Source organism: Kribbella sp. NPDC051770 (genome assembly GCF_040681455.1).
Classification (GTDB): Bacteria; Actinomycetota; Actinomycetes; order Propionibacteriales; family Kribbellaceae; genus Kribbella.
Genome location: NZ_JBFAYT010000018.1, coordinates 49,667 through 72,601 on the forward strand (window position 1 = coordinate 49,667; position 22,935 = coordinate 72,601).

Genomic DNA, 22,935 nt, shown 5'->3' on the forward strand with positions numbered 1-22,935 from the left:
CTGTCGAGCTCTACGCTGACGAAATGCTGAAGATCGGTCTGGTCGCCGCCGCACTCTGTACGGCGGCGACTCTGACCGGCTGCGGCCCCGGCTACATCCCCTCCCAGGTCGGCCTCACCGTCGACTCGACCGGCCGCCCGGTGATCGTCCTGGAGGACTGCAGGAAGGGCGAGCTCGTCGAGCTGCAGCTGTTCGACGAGTCCCGCAAGGACACGAAGCTGCCGATCGCCCAGTACACAACATCGAAGGGCGCGAAATCGGTCCAGCAGATCCCCCTGGCGACCGGCGACGCGCGCTGGAAGCCCGTCACCGCTGTACCGGAGCTACGAGCGGGGACGTCGTACAAGATCCGCAGCTGGGCCGAGAAGCACCAGTCCTTCGGCGGACTGACGGTCTTCACGCCAGAGGACCTGCAGACACTCAAGCCCGGCGAGGTCCGGTACGGCGTACAGCAGGGATCGCCCGACTACAAGGACGACTACCGCGTGACGTCGCTCGACGAGTTCGCCCCTGCCCGCTGCGACTAGCCGGCGACGAACTCCATCGGGTCGCCGAAGCCGAGGTCGGTGACGCCGGCGCTGTGGAAAGCGCCGACCAGGACGCAGCGCCGGTGCGCGGCGAAGGTGAGCACGTGCGCGACCATTCCGCCGTACGTGAAGACTCGCGGCGGTTCGCAGGTTGTGTCGACGAAGCTCTCGTCGAAGCGGCCCTCGTCGTTCAGACGGTTGACCAGGGCAACGAACCGGGCGCCGGCGTCGGCGTGCCGGGTGCGCAGCTCCGGGATCGGTGTGGTCACGTCGCGGCCGCACTCCGGCACCTGGAACGGGCGGTCCTCGACCGAGGCCAGCCACATCTCCTCCTGCCAGACCAAGCGGTCCAGCAGGTACCGGATCGAGGTGTCGTCGTCGATTCCCTCGACCGACAGCTCGATCGGCCGGTCCAGCGCCGCGGCGTCGAGCCGGGCGCCGCGTTCGATCAGTTCACCGGTGAGCCACACGTGGTGCTCGACCATCCGGACCAGAACGTCCATCCCTCTCACCTTTCTCCTCGCCGGCAGCCGGAGCCCTGCCGGTGGCTGGAAGTGCACGCCGCTCGGTGCGGCCAGGAAGAACACCCGGGACGGCTCGCCGCGCCAGCTGCGCGGCGACATCCCGTACGCCCGCGCGAACGCCCGGGTGAACGCCTCGTGCGAGCCGTAGCCCGCGTCGACCGCGATCTCCAGCACGCCGACGTCCTCCGCGAGCAGCCGGTACGCCGCCCGTTCGAGCAGCAGCCGGCGCCGGAACGCGGCGGGCGGCTCGCCCGCGGCCGCGCTGATCACCCGGTCGAAGTGGAACCGGGACAGGTAGGCGCGGCGGGCGAGCGTCGTACCGGTCGCCGCCGGGGCGGAGCCGTCCAGGCTCTCCGCGACGGCGGCCACGAAGTCGGCGTACACGTCGGTCATGGGTCCACTGTGCGGCCTGGACGCCGGGATGGACTTGATCGAACTTGCGCAACCCGCCCGATGTTGATGATGTGCACTACTCCGGGATGTGGAGTAGTGTGAACGGCAGAGCACCGCCGGTCCGGTCTGAGGGGCCCGGGGCGGCGGTGCGCCGGACGTGGACGAGCGGGAGAGGCCGATGGATCCGAGTCAGTTGCTCAAGGGCGTGCTGGACCTGGCGGTGCTCGCCGTCCTGCGCGACGCCGACGGGTACGGGTACGACGTGCTCCGGCGGCTGCGCGCCGCCGGGCTCGAGGACGTCGCCGACGCCTCGGTGTACGGGACGCTGCGGCGGCTGTTCGCGGCCGGCGCGCTGACGTCGTACGTGCAGCCGAGCGAGGAGGGCCCGCACCGCAAGTACTACGGGCTGAACCCGATCGGCCTCACCCTGCTGGCCGAGTCCACCAAGACCTGGAACCACTTCGCCGGCACGATGGCGGGCCTGCTGACCACCAAGGAGGAGGCAGCGTGAACAGCACCTTGACCGGGACGATCGCGACCTATCTGGCGCAGGTCAAGGCGGAGCTGTCCGACCTGCCGCCGGGCGAGCTCGAGGACGTGCTCGACGACGTCGCGAGCCACCTGACCGAGGTCGCGGCCGAGTTCCAGCAGGAGCCGACCGAGGGCCAGCTGTGGGAACGCCTCGGCACTCCCCGCCAGTACGCCGACCAACTGCGCACCGCGGCCGGGTACCCGGCGTCCTCGCGGCCGCCGGAGCTGAACAAGAGCGCCGCCGAGAAAGCACTGCGCTGGGGCATCATCGCCGGAACTGCCGGGCCGTTCCTGGTGCTGGTCGGGCTGCTGACCTCGTCTCCCGGGCCGGCCGGTTTCTTCGGGCTGATCGGGCTGGCGGTGCTGTTCGCCGCCGCGTTCCTCGGCGTACGGGCTCTGGGCAACAACAGCCCGCGGGCGGTGCTGGACACGCCGCGCGGTGCGCAGGGTGCGGAGTTCGTCCGCGGGCTGATCGCGCAGATCCCCCCGAACGTGCGGACCGAGCTGGTCAGCGTCGGGCAGCCGGTCTGGTGGGTGTTCCGCGGCGCGATGGGCGGCGGCGGGTTCTTCGCGCTGTTCGGCGCCGGGGCCGTCGCGGTCGTGGGCGCGATCGCGGGCGCCGGGGTGTCGATCTGGATCGGGCGGCGCAGCCAGCAGGACCGCCGGTGGCTCTGGTACGTCGTACCGCTGAACGTGATCGCGATCCTCGCCGTGCCGGCGGCGCTCGCCGGGAGCTTCGTCGGGGCGTCGAACGGGCTGTTCTCGTTGCGCACCTACGACGACCGGAGCGGCGGCCCGTCGTACCAGAACGGGCTGGTGCTCGACGGCGAGCCGATCAACAACCTGTACCCGTTCGACGAGCAGGGGCGGCAGGTCAGCGTCCGGCTGTACACGGAGAACGGGCAGCCGCTCAACCTGCCGCTGAGCGACTGCGCGAACACCTACGGCCGGGGCGGGAGTACGGTCAGCAACCTGTACCCGCAGGCGGTGATCGAGCCGGACTCCCCGACCGGGGAGTACAACCCGGACACGGGTGAGGAGATGGGCTGCAAGGACAGCACGAAGGCGCCGTTCGTGCCGCCGCCGGCGCCCGCGACGCCGACCGCACCGACGCCGACACCGACCGGGCCGACCGGTGGGCCGAGCGCGAATCCGACGCCGACGCCGAATCCGACGTCCGGGACCGCCAAGCCGACGCCGACCCCCAGCGCGAAGCCGTCGACCGGTGTCACGCTGACCGTCCCGCCGCCGACCCGCTGACGTCTCGCTGGGCTACAGGTGCGCCGCCCCGACCGGGTGGTACCGGTAGCCCAGCTTGCGGTATAGCCCGATCGCGGTTTCGTTGCTGCCATCAACCATCAGCGCGACCCGTCCGTGCCGCTTGACCAGCTCGGCGGTGACGAACGCGCACACCTGCCGCGAGAGCCCGCGGCCGCGCGCCGCCGGTCGCGTCGCGACCCCGGCGACGAAGCCGATCTCCGGCGCACTCCAGGCGTCGGCCGCGACGCTCAGCAGCTCGCCGGACTCCTCGATGCCGGCCCAGCGGTTGATCCCACGGTCTCCCGGCCAGGCGTACGACGTCGGCGAGGCCTGCTCGAGCAGCTCGGCGACGCCCGCGTCATCCGGGAACCAGCGCGCGGTGACGGTCTCGACCGGCGCCTCGTCGATCTCCATCCAGCCGAAGGTCGCGCGCAGGTTCAGCTCCGGGATGCGGTCGACGAGGCCGCGGATCAGCTCCTCGTCACCGAACGGCCGGTACGCCGTACCGACGATCCCGAGGACGTCCCGGACCAGCGGTGCCGCATCGTCGACCGGGCCGTGGACGACGATGCGGTCGTGCCGGGACAGATCGGGCGCCACGACGGCGACCGCGTCCCCGGCGGACCAGGCCCGGTGGCCGTCGGTGAGGCCTTGGGCGGCCCACAGGACCTTCGCGTCGCCGTCGGCAGCCGTGGACAACTCCGCCGGGCTCAAGATTTCGCGCACTCAACCATTGTCCCAACAATCACCAGGGATCGACTCAGTGGTTGTGCTGCAGCGCGTACGGCGTGAGGTGGTGGTAGCCGCGGACGCTCACCCGGCGGAGGCGACGCAGGTGGTACGACGCGTGGCCGTCCAGCGCGGCGGCCAGCTCGCGGTCGACCAGGACCCGGCCGGGCTTGCACTCCGATGTGAGCCGGGCGGCGAGGTTGACGGTCTCGCCGTACACGTCGCCGAGGCGGATCAGGATCCCGCCGTACGCGAGGCCGATCCGCAGGTCGGGCAGGTCCTCGACGGAGGCGACGTGGTCCTGGAGGGCGAGCGCGACGGCGGCACCCTGCGCGGCGGTGTCGGTGACGAACAGGACCTCGTCGCCGATCGACTTGATCACCCGGCCGCCGTTCTGCGCGACGACATCGGCGGCCATCCCCTCGAAGCGTTCGATCAGCTCGCCGAGCTCGGCCTCGGTCAGGCGGCGGGTGAGACGCGTGTAGCTGACGATGTCGGCGAACCCGACGGCGCGGATGCCGCGGGCCAGCTCGTCGGAGCCGGCCACCGAGCGGCCGGCCGCGGCCGCGAGATGCCGCCGCCAGACGTAGGTCTGCAGCTTCTCCATCGCGGGCAGCAGCATCCCGGCGACCTCGATCGCCTCGTCGGCCGGGAGCTTCGCGTGGGCCAGGAAGTCGAGGAACATCGCCGACTGCCAGGACGCGAGGCGGGACTGGGTCTGGCCGAGCTTGCGCGCGAGCGAGGACTCGACCGAGGGGTCGATGAACCCGTCGTCCTCCAGCGCGGCGACCAGCCGGAGCGCTTCGACGTCGTCCGCGGTGAACGCGACCTCGTCGTCCGGGACGGTCGCAAACCCGAGCGCGCGCCACATCCGCTCGGCGCGCTCGTACGAGATGCCGGCGCGCTCGGAGACCTGCAGGCGGGTGAACGTCCGCTCGCCACCGAGCAGGGTGCGCTCGAACTCCTTCGCCAGCGCTCCGAGGTCAGGCGGAGCCGCGGCGGGCTCAGGCGTCGGGCTGGGGGCCACGGCGTTCGGCGATGGTGGCGTCGATGGCGTCGCGGAAGTTGGGCAGCCGGGTGGTCAGGTCGTCGAACTTCTCCCGGGTGAAGTGCAGCAGCTGCAGCCGGGAGCGCGCCGTGACCGTTGCCGTGCGCAAGCGGTTCTGCCGGACCGCGACCTCGCCGGCGATGTCGCCCGGGCCGAGCTCGGCGATCTCCTCGCCCTTGACCCGCACCGACGCCGTACCGGCCAGGATCAGGTACGCCGCGTCCGGCGGCGTCTGTTCCAGGATCAGCGACCAGCCCGCCGGGACCGAGACCTCTTCGCCGGCCCGGAAGATGTCCTTGATCTCACGGCCGGACAGGTCCGCGAACAACGGCAGATCCCTGGGGGACGTCCTACCAAACGCCACGTCGATCCTCCGAGCCACAGATGATGTTTCCCGTCGGTAACTCTAACGCTTGAACCGCCCGAGGGTCACCCGCACCCGGGATCCACGCTCAGACCGACCACCCTTCACCGCGATCAGGTGGCCGGCGGCTTTCGTCAGGGCGGCCCGGTACGCCGTGGACTGACCAGCCGCGCCGCGATCAGCAGGATCGGTGGGCGGCGGCGGTGGATGGCCAGGTGGGGCTTGCTTGCCACCTGCGCGCGGGTTGGTTGCGGTTCCCGCAGGGCTTCGATCGTGAAGCCCTGCCCGAGGAGGGTTTCGACGGTCGATCCGGTCGTGCGGTGGTACTTGACGACGTGGTCGACGAACCAGGTTCGTTGCCTGGGGCCCTCATCGGCGTAGTCGTCGACGAGCAGGTCGGCGGCGTCGCGTGGTGCGGTGATCACCGGATGCTCGACGGAGAAGACGAAGCGGCCGCCGGGGACCAGCCAGTGGGCGACGCGGGAGACCAGGCCGATGAAGTCCTCGACGTAGTGCAGTGCGAGGCTGCTCACCACGAGATCGAGGGACGACGCCGGTAGGTCCAGTCGCGCCAGATCCTCTTGCAGGTAACGGATCTGAGGATGCTCGGTGGTCCGACTGAGCATGGCGGCCGACGCGTCGATCGCGACCACCGAGGCACCGGCCGAGGCCAGCCGGAGGGCGAGCTCACCCTCGCCGCAGCCGAGATCCGCGACCCGCAACTCGTCCCCGCGCCCGCCAGGCGACAGCAGCGCGTTCATCGCCGGGATCTCCAGGTCCTCGTTCAGTCCGCGGCCGCTGCGGCGGAGCTCGCGGTAGCCGGACAGGAAGTCCGGGTCGTCGTACAGCGCGGTCACAGCCAGCGGGCCAGGTCGTCGACGTCGATCATCGGCAGCTCCCAGCGCAGCGCGAACTGCTCCAGGTCGGTCGCGTCCGCCATCACGCCGTCCGGCCGCATCACCTCGCAACAGACCCCGACCGGCGCAAGCCCCGCCGCTTCACAGAGCGCGACCGTCGCCTCGGTGTGCCCCTTGCGTTCGGCGAGCAGGCCCGGTCGAGCGGCCAGCGGGAAGACATGCCCGGGCCGCAGGAAGTCCGCAGCAACGGCATCCAGCGCAGCGAGCCGCCGAACGGTCGCCGCACGATCCGCCGCGCTCACGCCGGTCCCGGGCAGCGACGCAAGATCGACCGGAACATGCATCGCCGTCCCCTGCCGATCCCCCTCGCCGGGCATCGGCGGGATCTCCAACCGCTCCAGCACGCTCGCCGCACAGGGGATCGTCGTGTGCCCACACACCTGCGTGAGCAGGAACGTCATCGCCTGCGGCCGGAACCGCTCCCCCGCGAACACCACGTCCCCCTCCCCCTCGAGCGTCGGGTCCCACACCACGACCCCACCCCCGGCCGCCAACTGCGCGACCACCTTCTGTACGCCGACCTCCCCGCTCAGCTGCCCGGCCCAAGGCAGCCGCGCGACCGCCCGCAGCAGCTCCGGCCCGTGCCCCTCCCGCGCCATCCGCGTGAGCAGGTCGCTCTCCAGGTTCACCCGGTCGCCGGCCGCGAGCCGACCGAGCGTCGTACGCCGGAGCGTGTTCGGCACCAGCACCACCGAGAAGCGGTCCTTCAGCACCTCGGCGACGGTCAGACTCACCCCGTTCAGCGCGACCGACGACTTGGCCACCAAGCGGGCCAGCTGCCGGTCGGCCGGCTTGATCCACACCCGGCGCCCGGCCGGTTCGTCGTCGATCCGCAGCACCTTGCCGACGCCGTCGACGTGCCCCTGCACCAGGTGCCCGTCGATCCGGTCCCCGGCCGCCAGCGGCAGCTCGAAGTGCACCTCGGCGCCGGCCTCGACCCGGTCGAACGTCGTCCGCCGGCGCGTCTCGTCGGTCAGCGTCGCGACCAGCGCACCCGGCGCGGCCGCCTGCATCGTCATCCGTACGCCGTCCAGACAGACGGCACCACCCTCGGCGAGCGGTACGCCGGCGTCGACGGTGACCCGGAGCGCCTCGGCGCCCACCTCCGCGACGACCGCGGTCCGCTCGATTCTTCCTGTGAACATGTGTCAGCTCCCGCGTCCAGAGATGACCAGGGACCCGGCAGGGTCCGAGCACGAGAGCGGGGTATCACCGCGTGGCCCCGGTCGGACCGGGTCACTCCGTACGCCGTACGAAGCCGACGGGCCGGGGATCAGCTCCCCGCCGTCACACCTTGGAATCGCACCAGCAGCAGTAAACCACGCCGGGAGTCCGGCGTACTGAACCGGTCTAGACGGCTAGCATCGGTGCTTCGTGTGCCGACTGGCTCTGGGGTGGGCTCGTGCGAATCGCTTTGGTGGGGATGGGAAGCCGTGGGGACGCGCAGCCGATGGCGGTGCTGGCCGCCGAGCTGATGGCGCGCGGGCACGAGGTCGTCCTGGCGACGTCGTCGGACCTGGCGTGGATCGGGCCGGCGTTCGGCGTACCGACCGTCGACATGGAGATGAGTGCACGCGAGTTCCTGGAGTCGGAGCAGGGGCGGCGCTGGCTCGCGGCCGGCGACGTCGCGTCGTACGTGCGCTGGCTGATCGACCACAAGCACCAGATCGCGGACCAGCTGCACGCGTCGCTGCTCGACCTGGTCGAGGGCGCCGACGTGTTGGTGTCGGGGACGGCGACCGAGCTCGAGGGCGTCGTGATCGCGGAGAGCCGTGGGCTGCGGTACGTCGCGGTGCACCACGCGCCGATGCGCCGGAACGCGGCGTTCCCGCACCTGCTGGTGTCGACCGACGTGTTCTCCCCCGAGGAGAACCTGGCGACGTACGACGAGGTCGAGCGGAACAGCTGGCCGCTGTTCGCGCCGTTCGTGAACGACCTGCGGGCGAAGCTCGGGCTGGCGAGCACCTCGGAGACTTCGTCGCGACGGCTTGCTCGGGCGGGCGCGCTGGAGGTGCAGGCGTACAGCCCGTTCGTTGTACCGGAGCTGGCGGAGTGGGACGTACGGCGTCCGCTGACGGGGTTTCTGACGCCTTCTGAATCGCAGCGTTCGGTGCTGCACCAATCGGTCGACGACGGGCTGCCGGAGTGGATCGCCGCGGGTGAAGCGCCGGTCTACTTCGGGTTCGGCAGCATGCCGGTGCTCGACCCGCAGGCCGCGCTCACGCTGATCAGCAAGGTGAGCAGCTCGCTCGGGGTGCGCGCGCTGGTCGGCGCCGGGTGGAGCGAGGTTGCGGCCGGAGCGTCCGACGACGGACAGCTCCGCGTCGTCGCCGAGCTCGATCACGAAGCGGTCCTGCCGCTGTGCCGCGCGGCTGTTCACCACGGCGGAGCCGGTACGACGGCCAGCTCGCTGCGCGCCGGGCTGCCGACGGTCGTGTGCTCGATCTTCGCGGACCAGCCGTTCTGGGGTGCGCAGCTCGGGCGCCTGGGCGTGGGGACGACGTTGCCCTTCACCCAGCTCACCGAGCTCACGCTGCTCGACGCGCTGGAACCCGTGCTCACAGAGGGTTTCCGGGATCGCGCGGCGGAGATCGGAGCGCGGCTGCGGGCGGAGCGGGCCGCCGTACAGACCGCGGACGCGATCGAACGTGCGTCCTGATTTCACCAGGACTTCAACCGTTGACCTGTCGCTGGTCGGCGGTTACGTTGGCTGGGAAATCGATTTCTCTCGCGTCCGCCCCCGCTAGGAGATCCGCATGCCGAAGCGTCTCGTCCTCCTCCTGCCGCTCGTGCTCGGCGCCGCCCTGCTGCCCGGCACCTCCCCGCCGGCCGCGCGCGCGTCCGCCGTACCGGCGCCTGCGACCCAGGTCGCCAAGCTGACCGGTCCCGGCTCGATCAACGACACCGAGGCCCGGTTCGCCTTGAAGGCGACCGATCTCGGGATCCTCTGGGACAACGGGTCCGGCGAGATCCTGACCGCGTTCGGCGACAGCTACGGGAGCGGCTGGACCGGTCCGGGTGGTGGTGCCGGTGACCCGGCGACCATCGACTGGCGGTGCAACCTGCTGTTCCGCAGCAAGGACCGGAACCTGGCCGACGGGATGACGCTGGACAGCGCCGCCGAGGACCGGCCCAGGCACGCCAAGGAGTTCCTGGGCTGCAAGAAGATCGACCGCGACGAGCACACCGTGATCCCGACCGCCGGTGTTGCCGTGGGCAAGCGTCAGTACGTGCAGTACATGTCGGTCAACTACTGGGGGCCGGCCGGCAGCTGGTTCACCAACTACTCGGGTTTCGCCTACTCCGACGACAACGGCGAGACCTGGACGAAGGACCCGAAGGCGCGCTGGGTCAACGACAAGACCTGGTCGAGCAACTTCCAGATGACCGCGCTGGTGCGCTCCCAGGGCTACGTCTACATGGTCGGTACGCCGAACGGGCGGTTCGGGAACGCTCACCTGGCGCGCGTTCCGGAGAAGCAGGTGCTGAGCAAGGGCGCCTGGCGGTACTGGGACGGTCGGTCGTGGTCGCCGCGGGAGAGCGCGGCCGCGCCGATCGCGATCGGGCCGGTGAGCGAGGTGTCGGTGCAGTGGAACGCGCACCTCGGGAAGTGGCTGATGATGTACCTGGACGAGCAGCGGGCGTCCGTCGTACTGCGGTCCGCGGCAGCGCTGACCGGGCCGTGGAGCGGTGAGAAAGTCGTTGTCAAGGGCACCGATTTTCCGGGGCTCTACGGGACGTTCATGCATCCTTGGTCGTCGGGGCCGGATCTGTACTTCACGATGTCGCAGTGGGATCCGTACAACGTGTTCCTGATGCACACCAAGCTGACCGACGACGGGCCGGTGACGAACCTGGTGACCGATCCGGGGTTCGAGGAGCAGGCGGGGGCGACGCCGTCGGCGCCGTGGCAGTTGAACGGGCGGGGCGGGATCGACTCCACCGATCTGGGGCACAGCGGGTCGCGGAACGCCTACCTGCGGGACTCGATCGGGGCGCACTCGGTGCAGCAGAACGTGGCGGTACGGCCGGGGCACCGGTACCGGTTGTCGGCCTGGGTGCGGACGGCGGAGAACAACCGGGACACGGTGGTCGGGGTTCGGACGTTGTCCGGTCGGTCTGTGGCTTTGAAGACTGGTGGCGCGCATCCGGCGTACGAGAAGGTGAGCGTGGAGTTCGCCTCGGGGCGTGAGTCGCTGGTGCAGGTGTACGCCGGGTTCACCGGGCACGGGCAGGACGTGTGGTTCCAGCTCGACGACGTGGTGCTCGAGGAGATCCGGTGATGCGCCGCGTGCTGTTGGCGATCGCTCTGCTGGCCGGCGTTCTGGTCGGTTCGGCGAGCGCTTCCGCCCAGGTCGAGGCGACCGGGCAGCTGCTGCGCAACGACACCGGGCTCTACCCGCGCGCCGTACGGCTCGAGCACAACGGGGCCGCGAACGGGCGGATCCTCGCGAGCGTCGTGACCTTCAGCGGGAACGACGGGCTCGGGGCGATCTACGAGAGCACCGACAGCGGCGCGACGTTCGCTCAGGTCGGGACGGTCGCCGATCCGGGGTCGGCGGGCGGGAAGGGGTTGTGCTGCGCGACCTTGTACGAGCTGCCGCGGCAGATCGGCGCGATGCCGGCCGGGACGATGCTGTGGGCCGCGTCGGTCGGCGCGGACGCGCGGCCGATGGCGCTGAAGATCTGGAAGAGCAACGATCTCGGGCGCAGCTGGTCGTACCTGTCGAACTGCGCTACGGCGCCGAACACCAAGGGGTTGTGGGAGCCGGAGTTCTCCGTTTCGTCCGACGGGCGGTTGGTGTGCCACTACGCCGACGAGACGGATGCGGCGCACAGCCAGAAGCTGATGGAGACGCGCAGCGTCGACGGGATCACGTGGACGGACCGGAGCCCGACGGTGTCCTCGCCGACGTTCGGGCACCGGCCCGGGATGCCCGTCGTACGGAAGCAGCCGAGCGGGACGTACGTGATGGTGTACGAGATCTGCGGGCTCGGCGGGCAGTACGACTGCGTGGTGCACACACGGACCTCTGGTGACGGGTGGAACTGGGGATCGCCGGCGGCGCTCGGCGTACGGGCGCAAACGCCGGACGGGAAGTACTTCACGCACGCGCCGACGCTTGCTTGGTCTTCCAGCGCCGGTGCACCCAACGGGAAGCTGCTGCTGGTCGGGCAGATCCTGCAGAACGCGAACGGATCCGTTGCTGCTGACAACGGTCGCACGGTCTTCGTGAACACCGAGGGGTCGAACGGGCTCTGGTACGAGATCCCGGCACCGGTGGCGGTGAACAACCCGGTGAACAACTTCTGCCCCAACTACAGCTCGCCGCTCGTCCCGTCGGCGGACGGTTCGCGGGTGCTTCAGCTGGCCAGCGACTGGGACGGCTCGGTGTGCAAGACGTACTACGCCTCCGGGTCGGCGATCGGCACCCAGGATGCGGCGGGCGTGGCGAATGCGACGTACCGGTTGGTGAGCGCCCAGTCAGGCCACTGCCTCGACGTAGCCGCCGACTCCCGCGTCCCCGGCGGAAACATCCAGCAATGGACGTGCAACAACCTCGGCCCCCAGAACTTCCAGTTCACCTCGGAGGGCAACGGCTTCTTCCGCCTGCGTGGCCAGAATTCGCAACTCTGCGTCGAAGTCGCCAGCAACTCCTCGACTCCTGGCGCGAACGTCCAGCAATGGACCTGCCAGGACGGCGGCTGGCAACGCTGGCGAGCGGTCAACGTAGGCCGCAACTACTACAAGTTCATCGGCCAGAACAGCAACCTGTGCCTGGACGTCGCCGGCGGCTCTTCCGCCCCTGGCGCCAACGTTGCGACCTGGACCTGCAACAACCTGCAACCCCAGACGTGGCGCTTGGAACCACGCTGAAACTTGATGGCGGTGAGCTGCGGGCTCCTGCGACGATCGGCTCATGGACGTCGTCGTACAGCGGGTACGGACGAGCTGGACCACACAGTCACGCGGAGGAGCCGCCGCGACGGTCCGGAACGCCGTACCCATCGCCTTCCCGGTGCCGCGGGCGCCGCGGCCGATGCTGCACTCGATCGTCCAGACCGAGGCGAACGCGTTCGAGCCGTTCGACGAGGTGGTCGAGCTGGCGGGGACGCCGCGGAAGGTGCTGTTCGCGACGGGGCTCGAGCTGACGGATGAAGGCGACTTGCTTCGGGTGTACCCACAGCTTCGGTATCCGATGCCGCCGCGGGGGCGGCGGCCTCCGGCGGTTCGGGTGGGGCGTGGGGAGTGGCTGCGGTGGCAGCTCAACTACCGCGAGTCCTGGAACGCCGGGTGGGTGTACTCACTCGACACGTTCAACGTCGGCTACGGGGACGTCGGTGCGGAGGCCTTTCTCGGTGCGCCGGATCAGGTGGTCGAGGAGCTCGGCTTCCTGCGCTGAACGTGCCAAGGCCCAGGTCAGATCCGTGGGGATCTGGGCCTGGGCCTTTGGGGGTGGCGGGGTCAGTTGACGGCCTGCTTGACCAGGGCGGTGATGCTGGACTCGGTGTCGGGGGTGATGGCGGTGAGGGCGTAGGCGGCGGGCCACATGGTGCCGTCGTCGAGAGCCGCCTGGTCGGTGAAGCCGAGGGTGGGGTAGCGGGACTTGAACTTGTCGGCGGACTGGAAGAAGCAGACCAGCTTGCCGTTCAGGGCGTAGGCGGGCATGCCGTACCAGAGCTTCGGGGCGAGCTGGGGAGCGGCGGTGGTGATGACAGTGTGGACGCGTTCGGCGATGACGCGGTCGGTGTCGCTCATCTCGGCGATCTTGGTGAGGACGTCGCGGGCGGCCTCGGCGGCCTTCTCAGCAGCGCTGGTCCGGCGGGCAGCCTTCTTCTGGTCCTTGGCGTGCTCCTTCATCGCGGCTCGCTCTTCGGCGGTGAAACCTTCGTACGTCGCGGTCACGGCGGTTCTCCTTCAGGAATCGTCTTCGGGGTGGCGGTGAAGGTCAGGCGGCGGTGGTTTCCCAGACGAAGCCGTCCGGGTCGGTCAGGGTGGCGTCGCTGCCGAGGACGATGCGGTGCGAGCCGCTGCCCTCCGCGGGGACGCCGGCGTCCTTGGCGAGGGCGCGCCGCGGGTACAGCGCCAGCGTGACCGGCGACTCGGTGCTGAACTCGACGTACTTGCCGCCGAAGCTCTTCCCGACCGGGAGACCCTGCTCGACGTAGAAGCGCTTGCTGGCCTTCACATCGGCCACACCCAGCAGCAGGGCGACCTGGTCGATCTCGCGGGTCACCGGGGCGGTGTCCTTCTTCTGCGAGGTGGCGATCTTCAGGATCGTGCCGTCCGGCGCCTGCAGGATGCCGCCGTACCCCCAGAAGGACTTCACGGCCGGCTTCAGGACCGTGGCGCCGGCGGCGACCGCAGTCTCGACGATCGCGTCGACGTTGCCGGGCTGGGCGACGACCAGCGAGATCGCGAAGCCGCGGAAGCCGGTCGACGGGCCCTCGGCGGGGCGGACGGTGACGTGGTCCGCCAGGCCGGTGACGCGGTAGAAGTCGGTGGCGGCGGCGGTGTCGGAAACTTCCAGGGTGACGGAGTCGAACGTGGTCATGACGGGGTTCCTTTGCGGGAGAAGGTGAGCGGGTCGGTGGTCGTGGCGGATGCCGGGGTCAGCTGTCCTGGAGCAGGCCGAGGACGTTGCCGTCGAGGTCGACCACGGTCGCGACGCGGCGGCCGGCGCCGACCTCGTGCGGGGCCTCGTGGACGATGGCGCCGGCCGCGGTGACCTCGGCGAGCTTCGCGTCGAGGTCGGCGACGTGCCAGTACGCGACCGGCGAGGTCATGCCCTGCGGGCCGCCGTCCGGCACCAGGCCGATGTGCTGGCCCTCGGCGTCGAAGCCGACGTAGTACGGCGAGTCGGTCTGCGGCTCGAGGCCGAGCAGGGCGGCGTACACGGTCTTGGCCTTGCCGAGGTCGGAGACGGGGTGGAGGACGGTCAAGATGCCGCGGGTGCTGGTCACGGTGGCTCCTGGGGGTCGGGGGCCGGTGCGGCCCGCTGTGTTCGTGACCTCAGTTTTTCGGTTCGGGGTACTGGTCCACATCCGTGCTGAGCACGGATTCCGGTACGGAAAGCGACCACGGGGACGCGGTACGGAAACCGCTCCGTGGTGGGTCCCCGGATGAGGGAAGATGACCCGCATGACCGCCGTCGCCGAGATCTCGCTCCGTGAGTCGGAGGTGCTGGAGCTGGTCGGCGCCCACCTCACCAACGCGGAGATCGCGGCGCGGCTGCACATCTCGGTGCGCACGGTGGAGAGCCACGTGTCGTCGCTGCTGCGGAAGCTGGGGGTGTCCGATCGCCGGGCGCTCGCGCAGGGTTCTGCCGACCGTCGGGGGTCGCTTGCCGAGGAGACAACGGACGCACGCCCGTCTCGACCAGCTCCGGTGCTGCCTTCGCCCCTCACCTCGTTTGTAGGGCGGAGTGGCGAGAAGGCTGCATTGCTCGAGCTACTCAAGGCACATCGTGAGGTGACTGCGGTCGGGCCCGGCGGAGTCGGCAAGACTCGGCTGGCGCTGGCTGTGGCGGCTGAGGCTGCGAGCGAGTTCGACGGGGGCGTCTGGTTCGTCGATCTCGTGCCGGTGGCCGACGCGGACATGATCGCGACCGCGATCGCCGGGGCGCTCGGGCTCGGGGAGCAGCCTGGGCGGGACATGACCGAGTCGGTGGTTGCCGCGCTGGCCGACCGGCAGGCGCTGCTCGTGCTGGACAACTGCGAGCACGTCGTCGACGGTGTCGCGCTGCTGCTCGAGCGACTGCTCGCGGCGTGCCCGCGGGTCGCCGTACTGGCGACGAGTCGGGCTCGGCTGATGGTTCCGTTCGAGCGCGTGTACGCCGTACCGCCGCTGTCGCTGCCCGCTGACGGGGAGTCGGACGCGGTGACGCTCTTCATGGAGCGCGCGGCCGCCGGTGGCTCGCCGCTGGCGGAGGTGGATCGTGAGCGGGTCGCGGCGATCTGTGAGCGGCTGGACGGGATGTCGCTGGCGATCGAGCTGGCGGCGGCGCGGTACCAGACGCTCGGGCTGGACGGGATCGCGGCGGCGCTGTCGCATCCGTTGCGGATGCTGACCGGCGGGTCGCGGGCTGACGAGCGGCATCGGTCGGTGCGGGCGGCGCTCGACTGGAGTCATGCACTGCTCGAGGCCGAGGACCAGGCGTTGTTGCGGCGGGTGTCGGTGTTCGTGTCGCCGTTCACCGTTGCTGCGGCTTCGGAGGTGACGGGGGTTGAGGACTTCCTCGTCGCTGAAGGGCTGGCTCGGTTGGCGGAGCAGAGTTTGCTGGTGGTGACCGCGGTTGGCGGCGGTACGGCGTACCGGGCGTTGGAGACGATTCGGCAGTACGCGACTGAGCGGTTGAGTGAGGCGGGCGAGCTCGCGGATGCTCGGGCGCGGCATCTGCGGTGGTGCTTGCGGCAGGCTGACTCGCTGGCTGCGGTGCGGGTTGACTGGCGGGCTGGGTTTGATGCGGTGGCGGATGATCTGCGGGCCGCGTTGGCGTGGTCGGCTGAGGCTGAGCGGTCGGATGCTTACCGGCTCGCGCTGGGGTTGGCGGAGCTGACGTTCACGCGGACGTTGATCGGCGAGTCGCAGCAGCGGTACGAGCAGGCTGCTTCGCTGGCTGATGATCCGCGGTTGGCCGCGGATGCGTTGCGGCTTGCGGCGGCGGTAGCGGGGTGCCGGATGCGCGGGGATGACGTGTACCGGCTGTACCGGGCGGCGGCTGAGGCTGCGCTCGGGGCGGGTGATTCGGCGGGGGCGGCGCGGGATCTGGCGACGGTGGCGCTGACGTCGTACCGGTTTGCGGGGAACTTCGTACGGCGGCTGGCGCTGGAGGAGACGGATGCGCTGATCGCGCGGGCGCGGGGGTTGGTGGACGAGGCTGCGAATGGAGCCAAGGTTGCTCGGGCGACCGTTGCGGTGGCTGAGGCTGGGCAGGCGTTGAACGCTGCGGTGATGACCGTGGAGGGGCATCCGGGCGACACCGTCGCGGCGACGATCGCGCTGGCTGAGCGGGCTGTGGAGTTGACGCATCAGGCGGGTGATCGGCTGGCGGAGTCGGTTGCGCTCGACGTACTGACTGGTGCGTTGAGCTGGGCTGGGGAGACGTTCGCGGCGGCTGCGACGACGCAGCGGCGGATGGAGTTGCTGGCGTCTGCGGCACCGACGCCGGCGGCGACGCATGAGCTGATCGAGGCGCTGGCGGAGGCTGCGGAGGCGAGCCTCGGGACGGGGGATCTGCAGGCGGCTCGGCGGTGGGCGGGGCAGCTGGCGGATCATGCGCTGCTGGCTGAGGTCGGGCATCGGGCGACCAACTGGTTGCTGGTTGCTGACGCCTTTGCGGGGAATGTCGATGAGGTGCTGGCGCGGAGCGTTCGGTTCCTCGACGCGTGGGAGCGGGCTGGGCGGCCGGCGGGGTCGTCGTTGAGTCCGGCGGTGACGGCGGTCGCGATGGTGCATGGGATGCGGGGAGATCGCGAGGCGCAGCGGGAGTGGCTGGCGGTGCTCGAGCAGTTGGGGACGCCGGCTGAGCAGGCCTCGGGGTACGGCGCTGTGTTCGACACGTTGCTGCTGCTGCACGACGGGGAGATTGCTGCGGCGCTGCAGCGGGTGTCGCGGGAGCCGGACGAGGTGTGGAAGTGGGTGACGTGGATCTGGCACCACTGGTACGTCGCGCTGCGGGCCGAGACGGCGGTGCTGGCGGGTGGTGCGGATGCTCGTGAGCGGGTGAGTGAGGCGCGGGCTGTCGTTGCTGGGAACCCGATTGCTGCGGCGATGGTGGATCGGGCTGAGGCGTTGCTGGACGGCGATCGAGCTGCGGTGCTGGCGACGGTCGCGGCGTTCGAGGCCGCTGGGTGCGGGTATCAGGCAGCGCGGACGCTGGTGCTCGCGGGCGGGGAGGACGCCGTACGAGGGAACGCCGCGCTGGCCGAGCTCGGCCTCACAACGACTTAGATCTGCGGGAACGGCGGGACGTCGTACGGCGAGGGCGCGGCTGGCGGGGGCGGATCGGGCGGCGCGGGCCCACCAGGCGCGGGCCCGCCAGGCGGTCTTCCAGGCGGCGGGCTTCGCGGCGGATGGGCTGGGCGACGTACTCGCCGAGAATCACGCCGGACGCGAGGGCCACGCCGATCGCGACCGCGGTGGCGAGGCTGACGATGCCGATCAACTGACCGCTGCCCATCAGCTCGAAGAGGCCCTTGTAGATCGTCAGGCCAGGGAGCAGCGGGATCGTGCCGGAGACGACGACCACCAGCGGCGGGACGCCCGTACGGCGACCCAGCGAGTAGCCGGCGAGGCCGACGACGAAGGCTGCCACGGCGGTCGACCAGGCGGGGCCGAACTGGGCCTCGGCCATCAGCGTGTACGCGAGCGAACCGGCGGCGCCGACCAGTGCGACGGGGAGCAGCGAGCGCAGCGGTGCGTACGACGCGTAGCAGAACGCCACGGCCATCAGGGCGCCTGAGGTGACCATCACCGGGAGGTTCGCGAGCTGGATCGTCTGCGCCTCGATCGCGACCGGGAGACCGAGTTTCAGCCCGAGCGTGAGGCCGAGGCTGACCCCGGCGATGATGCCGCCGGTGAGCAGCATCGCCTCCAGGAGCCGCGCCGCCGCGGTCACGTAGTACCCGGTGATCGCGTCCTGCACGGCACCGGTGAGCGCGATCCCGGCCAGCAGCATGATGATGCCGGCGGCAACGACCAGGGATGGTTTGACCGGCGCGTGTACGGCGTACAGGACGAGCGCGACGGCGGTCGCGACGAAGGCGCCGGCGACCTGCTGGTAGAACGCGGGGAGGCGCTGGCGGTTGAACCAGCGGTTGCTCAGCTCGATCAGGACCGCGGTGACGACGGCGATCGCGGTGATCAGCCAGCCGCCGCCGAGCAGCAGCGTCGCGCCGCCGGCCATCACACCCCACGCGAGCACCGAGCTCCAGCGCGGGAACGGCGGGCCGGCCGAGACGATCCGGGCCAGTTCGCGGCTGGTCTCCTCGCGGGTCAGCTCGCCGCGCGCGAAGTGCCGGACCAGGCGGTCGACGTCGGTGAGGCGCGAGAAGTCCTGGCTCCGGTACCGGACGACGCGCATGTGCGTCTCGGGTGCGACGTCGGGGGCGGCCTGGTAGGAGATCGCGATCGAGGTGAAGGTGATGTCGACCTCGCAGCCGCGCAGTCCGCCCGCCGCGGTGACGCCGAGGATGGTGGCGGTGGCGTCCGCCGTACCGGCGCCGCTGGAGAGCAGGACCTCGCCGATCCGGAGGGCCAGGTCGAGGGTCCTGTAGAGCTCGCGCTGCTCGTCGCGCGCCAGCTGCTCCTCGGCGGCCCGCTGGTCTTCGGCCCGCCGCCCACCTCGGCGGCGCTCGACCGCCTGATCCTCGCGGACGGCATCCGCCAGGCGATCCTGCACGACGCCCGGCGGACGCGCGTCGTGGATGTCCCGCCCGACCTCGTGGATCTGGCCGACCTCGCGCTCACCCTCGGACACCGTGCTCCTCTCGTCCCCTGACGCTAACGCCCACCGGGCTGCGTACCCAACCGGACGTGCATCACTCACCAAGCCACGGTTGGTCGCTGCTCGCGCGCTCAGCCCCGCCAGGCGAGGCGGGGGTGGTCGGGGTTGGTGAGTGGTGGAGGTCCGCGGACCGGTGCGGGCGGCCGGGGTTGGTGAGTGGTGGACGTCGGCGGACCGGGCGACGTGCACCACCCAGCAAGCGGGGTGGCGTGGTGGTCGGCGCGCTTGGGGACGCGTGGGTGGTGGGCGTTGGCGGGGGTTGGTGGGTGGTGGGCGTCGCTGGGCCGGGGAGGACGTGAGCCAGGAACCCTGAGGGGCGGGTGGGCTGGTCGCCGTTGTTCCGCCGGGGCACGTTGGTTGAGCGTCCCGCCGCTGCCGGCGGAAGTGCGTTGTGTCGCGAGATGGCTGGCTCGGGGTGGAGCGGGGACGGGTGGGGCTCGGGGTGGAGCCGGGTCGAGTGGGGCGTGGGCGGGTGGGTTGGCGAGTGGCGGAGGTCGGCGGACCGGGGCTGCGTACCCAACCGGACGTGCATCACTCACCAACCCCACGCTCGGTCGCTGCCGACACGCTCAGCCCCGCCGGGCGAGGCGGGGTTGGTCGGGGTTAGTGAGTGGTGGAGGTCCGCGGGGCGGCGACGTGCACCACCCACCAAGTGGGGTGGTGTGGTGGTCGGCACGCTTAGGGGCGGGTGGGTGGTGGGGGTTGGCGGGGTTGGTGGGTGGTGGGCGTCGGGGGTGCGTGGGTGGGTTGCTGTGTGTGCTCTGCAGCAATCGCTTTCCGGTCGGTTTCGGCGGGCGGTTGACTCGGGGTGGTGGTCGACCTAAGGTTGCGAGCACGCGCTTGGAAAGGGCTTTCCGAGCGGGAGTCGGGAGGCGTTGCGCGTGCCCGGCGGTGTCCGCCCCGACCGAACCTGCGCAGCAAGTACCAGCGCGCCGAAGAGAGGTAGTAACTGTGAGCGAACGACGCGTCGGCATCGTGATGAACGGCGTCACCGGACGGATGGGACTGCGCCAGCACCTGGAGCGGTCGATCGTGGCGATCCGGGAGCAGGGCGGGATTCCCGCGGCCGACGGGTCGATGATCGTTCCGGACCCGATCCTGGTCGGGCGGAACGAGCTGAAGTTGCGGCGGATCGCCGAGCAGTACGGGCTGACCCGGTGGACGACCGACCTGTCCGCGGCGCTGGCCGAGCCGGATGTGGAGATCTACTTCGACTCCCAGCTCACGCAGCTGCGCGAGAAGGGGGTCCGGGCCGCGGTCGAGGCCGGGAAGGCGATCTACTGCGAGAAGCCGATCGCCGAAGGGCTCGACGCGGCGGTTGACCTGGCGAAGCTGGTGCGCGACTCGGGGCTGAAGAACGGGGTCGTCCAGGACAAGCTGTCGCTGCCGGGGCTGCGGAAGCTGAAGCGGCTGGTCGACGGTGGGTTCTTCGGGAAGATCCTGTCGGTGCGCGGCGAGTTCGGGTACTGGGTGTTCGAGGGCGACTGGCAGGAGGCGCAGCGGCCGGCCTGGAACTACAAGTCCGAGGAGGGCGGCGGCATCGTCGTCGACATGTTCTGCCACTGGCGGTACGTGCTCGACCAGATCTTCGCGCCGGTCAAGTCGGTCTACTGCCAGGGCGCGGTGCACATCCCGCAGCGCTGGGACGAGCAGGGTGACGAGTACGTCGCCACCGCCGAGGACGCGGCGTACGGCGTGTTCGAGCTCGAGGGCGGGATCATCGCCCAGCTGAACTCGTCCTGGGCGACCCGGGTGTTCCGCGACGAGCTGGTCGAGTTCCAGGTCGACGGGACCGAGGGGTCGGCGGTCGCCGGGCTGCGCAACTGCCGCGCCCAGCACCGGTCGGCGACGCCGAAGCCGGTCTGGAACCCGGACCTGCCGGCGGCGTACTCGTTCCGCGACCAGTGGGCCGAGGTGCCGGACAACGAGGTGTTCGACAACGGGTTCAAGGTGCAGTGGGAGATGTTCCTGCGGCACGTCGTCGACGACGCGCCGTTCACCTGGGACTTCGTCGAGGGCGCCAAGGGCGTGCAGCTGGCGGAGCTCGGGCTGCAGTCCTGGAAGGAAGGCCGCAAGCTGGAGGTCCCGGCGCTGGCGATCGAGAACAGGGCATGAGCCTCTCGCTCAGGCTCCCCGCCTTCGGCGGGGGGAAGGAAAAGGGTGGGGGGAGCGGGGCCGGGCCGGGCGGGCTCGCCGAGTACCGGCTGATTGGCGAATCGGTTGCCCACGGCACCTACCAGCCGGCGCGCAGCCGGCTGGCGTTCGCGGCCGCTCACGTGGTGGCCGATCCGCTCGGCGACAACGCCCCCGGAGCCCCCGCGGTGGTGGACTGGGAGCACACTCTCGGCTTCCGGCGCCACCTCTGGTCGCTCGGGCTGTCGGTCGCCGAGGCGATGGACACGGCACAGCGCGGGATGGGCCTCGACTGGGTCGCCACGCAAGAGCTGATCCGGCGATCGGCCGCCGAGGCGCCGGACGGGCGGATCGCCGTCGGCGTGGGCACCGACCAACTCCCAGCCGGTGAGCACAGTCTCGACGCGGTGATCAAGGCGTACGAGGAGCAGCTCGCGGTCGCCGAGGACGCCGGCGCGCAGCCGATCCTGATGGCCAGCCGGGCGCTGTGCGCGGCGGCGGCCGGGCCGGACGACTACCGGAAGGTCTACGACCACCTGCTCGCGCAGTCGACCCGCCCGGTGATCCTGCACTGGCTCGGCTCGATGTTCGACCCCGCGCTCGACGGCTACTGGGGCACCGACGATCTCGATGCCGCAGCCGACGTGGTGGTCGACCTGATCGCCGAGAACACCGCCAAGGTCGACGGCATCAAGGTCTCGCTCCTCGACGCCGCCAAGGAAGTTGCTCTGCGCAACAGAATCACCACCAGGCTCTACACCGGCGACGACTTCAACTACCCCGAGCTGATCCGCGGTGACGACCAGCGCCACAGCGACGCCCTGCTCGGCATCTTCGCGGCGATCGCCCCCGCGGCCGCGGCCGCGCTGAAGGCGCTCGACGACGGCGACCTGACCCGGTACGACGAGGTCTTCGCGCCGACCGTCCCGCTGGCCCGGCACATCTTCTCCGCGCCGACGCCGTACTACAAGACCGGGATCGCCTTCCTGGCCTGGCTGAACGGCTACCAGCCGGGCTTCGGCATGGTCGGCGGCCTGCAGACCGGCCGCTCGGTCCCGCACCTGGCCGAGACCTTCCGGCTCGCCGACCAGGCCGGCGTACTCACCGACCCCGAGCTCGCCACGCGGCGGTTCACGCAGCTGCTCGCGACGTACGGGATCGACGCATGAACCGCTACAGCCTCAACCAGGCGACCACGAAGTACTGGCCGCTCGAGGACGTCGTCGCGGCCAGCGCGAAGGCGGAGCTGGAGTGGATCGGGTTGTGGCGCGAGCCGATCCAGGAGTACGGCGTCGAGAAGTCCGCGAAGCTCGTGCAGGACGCCGGGCTGAAGGTCTCGTCGCTGTGCCGCGGGGGCTTCTTCACCGCGACCGACCCCGCTGAGCGGAAAGCGAAGATCGAGGACAACCGCAGGGCGATCGACGAGTCGGCAGCTCTCGGCACCGACACGCTCGTGCTGGTCAGCGGTGGACTGCCGCCCGGTTCACGCGACATCGACGGCGCCCGCCAGATGATCGTCGACGGCCTGGCCGAGCTCGCGCCGTACGCCGAACAGCACGGCGTCCGGCTCGCGATCGAGCCCCTGCACCCGATGTTCTGCTCCGACCGCTGCGTCGTCTCGTCGCTCGGCGGCGCGCTCGACCTCGCGGAGCAGTTCCCCGTCGAGCAGGTCGGCGTGATCGTCGACGCCTACCACCTCTGGTGGGACGCCGACGTCTACCGCCAGATCGAGCGGGCCGGCGCGCGGATCTGCTCGTACCAGGTCAGCGACTGGACCGTCCCGCTCCCCGCGGACACGCTGCTCGGCCGCGGCATGATGGGCGACGGCGCGATCGAGCTGCGCCGGCTGCGCGAGGCCTGTGACGCGGCCGGGTACGCCGGGCCGGTCGAGGTGGAGATCTTCAACCAGGAGCTGTGGGACGCGCCCGGCCAACAGGTGTTCGACCTGGCGCTCGCCCGCTACCAAGAGCACGTTGCCTGAAGCCCCCAACTGAAGGAGC

At 70.7% G+C, this 22,935-nt stretch carries 21 protein-coding genes; 11 read left to right on the top strand and 10 right to left on the bottom strand.

Annotated features, from left to right (window positions below; genetic code table 11):
* Nucleotides 1-23 precede the first annotated feature (23 nt).
* Nucleotides 24-527 carry a hypothetical protein gene (locus AB0M01_RS36770; RefSeq protein WP_363677175.1) on the top strand — a complete coding sequence of 168 codons (504 nt, stop codon included), beginning with the start codon at nt 24-26 and terminating at the stop codon, nt 525-527.
* Here AB0M01_RS36770 and AB0M01_RS36775 read toward each other — a convergent pair.
* Nucleotides 524-1,444 (bottom strand): helix-turn-helix domain-containing protein, encoded by a 921-nt coding sequence (locus tag AB0M01_RS36775; RefSeq protein ID WP_363677176.1) that lies wholly within the window; start codon nt 1,442-1,444, stop codon nt 524-526. The two genes, AB0M01_RS36770 and AB0M01_RS36775, sit on opposite strands and share 4 nt — an antisense overlap.
* A gap of 178 nt (nt 1,445-1,622) precedes the next feature.
* Here AB0M01_RS36775 and AB0M01_RS36780 point away from each other — a divergent pair, with 178 nt between their 5' ends.
* Both AB0M01_RS36780 and AB0M01_RS36785 read left to right on the top strand, forming a co-directional pair.
* Nucleotides 1,623-1,955 (top strand): PadR family transcriptional regulator, encoded by a 333-nt coding sequence (locus AB0M01_RS36780; RefSeq protein WP_363677177.1) that lies wholly within the window; start codon nt 1,623-1,625, stop codon nt 1,953-1,955.
* Complete coding sequence (locus AB0M01_RS36785; RefSeq protein WP_363677179.1) at nt 1,952-3,235, top strand: hypothetical protein; 1,284 nt, start codon at nt 1,952-1,954, stop codon at nt 3,233-3,235. The genes AB0M01_RS36780 and AB0M01_RS36785 overlap by 4 nt, the downstream gene beginning before the upstream one ends.
* 12 nt (nt 3,236-3,247) lie before the next feature.
* Here the strand turns inward: AB0M01_RS36785 and AB0M01_RS36790 are convergent, their stop codons facing one another.
* From AB0M01_RS36790 to AB0M01_RS36810, 5 genes are all read right to left on the bottom strand, one after another.
* Entirely contained in the window at nt 3,248-3,961 is a 714-nt protein-coding gene (locus tag AB0M01_RS36790; protein ID WP_363677181.1) for a GNAT family N-acetyltransferase, read from the bottom strand.
* A 34-nt stretch (nt 3,962-3,995) separates the two neighbouring features.
* Nucleotides 3,996-4,991 (bottom strand): adenylate/guanylate cyclase domain-containing protein, encoded by a 996-nt coding sequence (locus tag AB0M01_RS36795; protein ID WP_363677182.1) that lies wholly within the window; start codon nt 4,989-4,991, stop codon nt 3,996-3,998.
* Nucleotides 4,969-5,376, bottom strand: a complete 408-nt coding sequence (locus tag AB0M01_RS36800; RefSeq protein ID WP_363677184.1) for a cyclic nucleotide-binding domain-containing protein — start codon at nt 5,374-5,376, stop codon at nt 4,969-4,971. Before AB0M01_RS36800 ends, AB0M01_RS36795 begins: the two co-directional genes overlap by 23 nt.
* 134 nt (nt 5,377-5,510) lie before the next feature.
* Nucleotides 5,511-6,233 (bottom strand): methyltransferase domain-containing protein, encoded by a 723-nt coding sequence (locus tag AB0M01_RS36805; RefSeq protein ID WP_363677185.1) that lies wholly within the window; start codon nt 6,231-6,233, stop codon nt 5,511-5,513.
* On the bottom strand, nt 6,230-7,438 hold the full coding sequence (locus AB0M01_RS36810; protein WP_363677187.1) for a 3,4-dihydroxy-2-butanone-4-phosphate synthase: 1,209 nt from the start codon (nt 7,436-7,438) through the stop codon (nt 6,230-6,232). The genes AB0M01_RS36805 and AB0M01_RS36810 overlap by 4 nt, the downstream gene beginning before the upstream one ends.
* 278 nt (nt 7,439-7,716) lie before the next feature.
* Between AB0M01_RS36810 and AB0M01_RS36815 the strand changes: the two genes are divergently transcribed.
* The 4 genes from AB0M01_RS36815 (at nt 7,717) to AB0M01_RS36830 (ending at nt 12,697) form a co-directional block, all read left to right on the top strand.
* Nucleotides 7,717-8,952 carry a glycosyltransferase gene (locus AB0M01_RS36815; protein WP_363677188.1) on the top strand — a complete coding sequence of 412 codons (1,236 nt, stop codon included), beginning with the start codon at nt 7,717-7,719 and terminating at the stop codon, nt 8,950-8,952.
* Between the two features lie 97 nt (nt 8,953-9,049).
* Nucleotides 9,050-10,576, top strand: a complete 1,527-nt coding sequence (locus tag AB0M01_RS36820) for a DUF4185 domain-containing protein (RefSeq protein WP_363677190.1) — start codon at nt 9,050-9,052, stop codon at nt 10,574-10,576.
* Nucleotides 10,576-12,171: an RICIN domain-containing protein gene (locus AB0M01_RS36825; protein WP_363677191.1), complete on the top strand. Its 1,596-nt coding sequence runs from the start codon at nt 10,576-10,578 to the stop codon at nt 12,169-12,171. Before AB0M01_RS36820 ends, AB0M01_RS36825 begins: the two co-directional genes overlap by 1 nt.
* Before the next feature lie 43 nt (nt 12,172-12,214).
* A complete protein-coding gene (locus AB0M01_RS36830) occupies nt 12,215-12,697 on the top strand; it encodes a hypothetical protein (RefSeq protein WP_363677192.1) in 483 nt (160 codons plus the stop codon).
* A 62-nt stretch (nt 12,698-12,759) separates the two neighbouring features.
* Here AB0M01_RS36830 and AB0M01_RS36835 read toward each other — a convergent pair whose 3' ends face one another.
* Genes AB0M01_RS36835 through AB0M01_RS36845 form a run of 3 tightly spaced genes read right to left on the bottom strand, consistent with a single transcriptional unit; the run spans nt 12,760 to nt 14,258 of the window.
* Nucleotides 12,760-13,200 carry a DUF1801 domain-containing protein gene (locus AB0M01_RS36835; RefSeq protein ID WP_363677193.1) on the bottom strand — a complete coding sequence of 147 codons (441 nt, stop codon included), beginning with the start codon at nt 13,198-13,200 and terminating at the stop codon, nt 12,760-12,762.
* Nucleotides 13,201-13,243: 43 nt separating this feature from the next.
* The gene (locus AB0M01_RS36840; protein ID WP_363677194.1) at nt 13,244-13,849 is read right to left on the bottom strand and encodes a glyoxalase; all 606 of its coding nucleotides are present in this window, start codon (nt 13,847-13,849) and stop codon (nt 13,244-13,246) included.
* Between the two features lie 58 nt (nt 13,850-13,907).
* Entirely contained in the window at nt 13,908-14,258 is a 351-nt protein-coding gene (locus tag AB0M01_RS36845) for a VOC family protein (RefSeq protein WP_363677195.1), read from the bottom strand.
* Between the two features lie 169 nt (nt 14,259-14,427).
* Between AB0M01_RS36845 and AB0M01_RS36850 the strand changes: the two genes are divergently transcribed.
* Nucleotides 14,428-17,247, top strand: coding sequence for a LuxR C-terminal-related transcriptional regulator (locus tag AB0M01_RS36850; RefSeq protein ID WP_363677196.1), 2,820 nt, complete (start codon nt 14,428-14,430; stop codon nt 17,245-17,247).
* Here AB0M01_RS36850 and AB0M01_RS36855 read toward each other — a convergent pair.
* Nucleotides 17,234-18,775 (bottom strand): threonine/serine exporter family protein, encoded by a 1,542-nt coding sequence (locus AB0M01_RS36855; protein ID WP_363677197.1) that lies wholly within the window; start codon nt 18,773-18,775, stop codon nt 17,234-17,236. The two genes, AB0M01_RS36850 and AB0M01_RS36855, sit on opposite strands and share 14 nt — an antisense overlap.
* 978 nt (nt 18,776-19,753) lie before the next feature.
* On the opposite strand from AB0M01_RS36855, the gene AB0M01_RS36860 reads away from it, so the two are divergent.
* From AB0M01_RS36860 to AB0M01_RS36870, 3 genes are read left to right on the top strand one after another with little or no spacing between them, the layout of a single operon-like run.
* Nucleotides 19,754-20,917: a Gfo/Idh/MocA family oxidoreductase gene (locus AB0M01_RS36860; RefSeq protein WP_363677199.1), complete on the top strand. Its 1,164-nt coding sequence runs from the start codon at nt 19,754-19,756 to the stop codon at nt 20,915-20,917.
* Complete coding sequence (locus AB0M01_RS36865; protein WP_363677200.1) at nt 20,914-22,104, top strand: dihydrodipicolinate synthase family protein; 1,191 nt, start codon at nt 20,914-20,916, stop codon at nt 22,102-22,104. Before AB0M01_RS36860 ends, AB0M01_RS36865 begins: the two co-directional genes overlap by 4 nt.
* Nucleotides 22,101-22,916: a sugar phosphate isomerase/epimerase family protein gene (locus tag AB0M01_RS36870; protein WP_363677201.1), complete on the top strand. Its 816-nt coding sequence runs from the start codon at nt 22,101-22,103 to the stop codon at nt 22,914-22,916. Before AB0M01_RS36865 ends, AB0M01_RS36870 begins: the two co-directional genes overlap by 4 nt.
* The last annotated feature ends 19 nt before the right edge of the window (nt 22,917-22,935 follow it).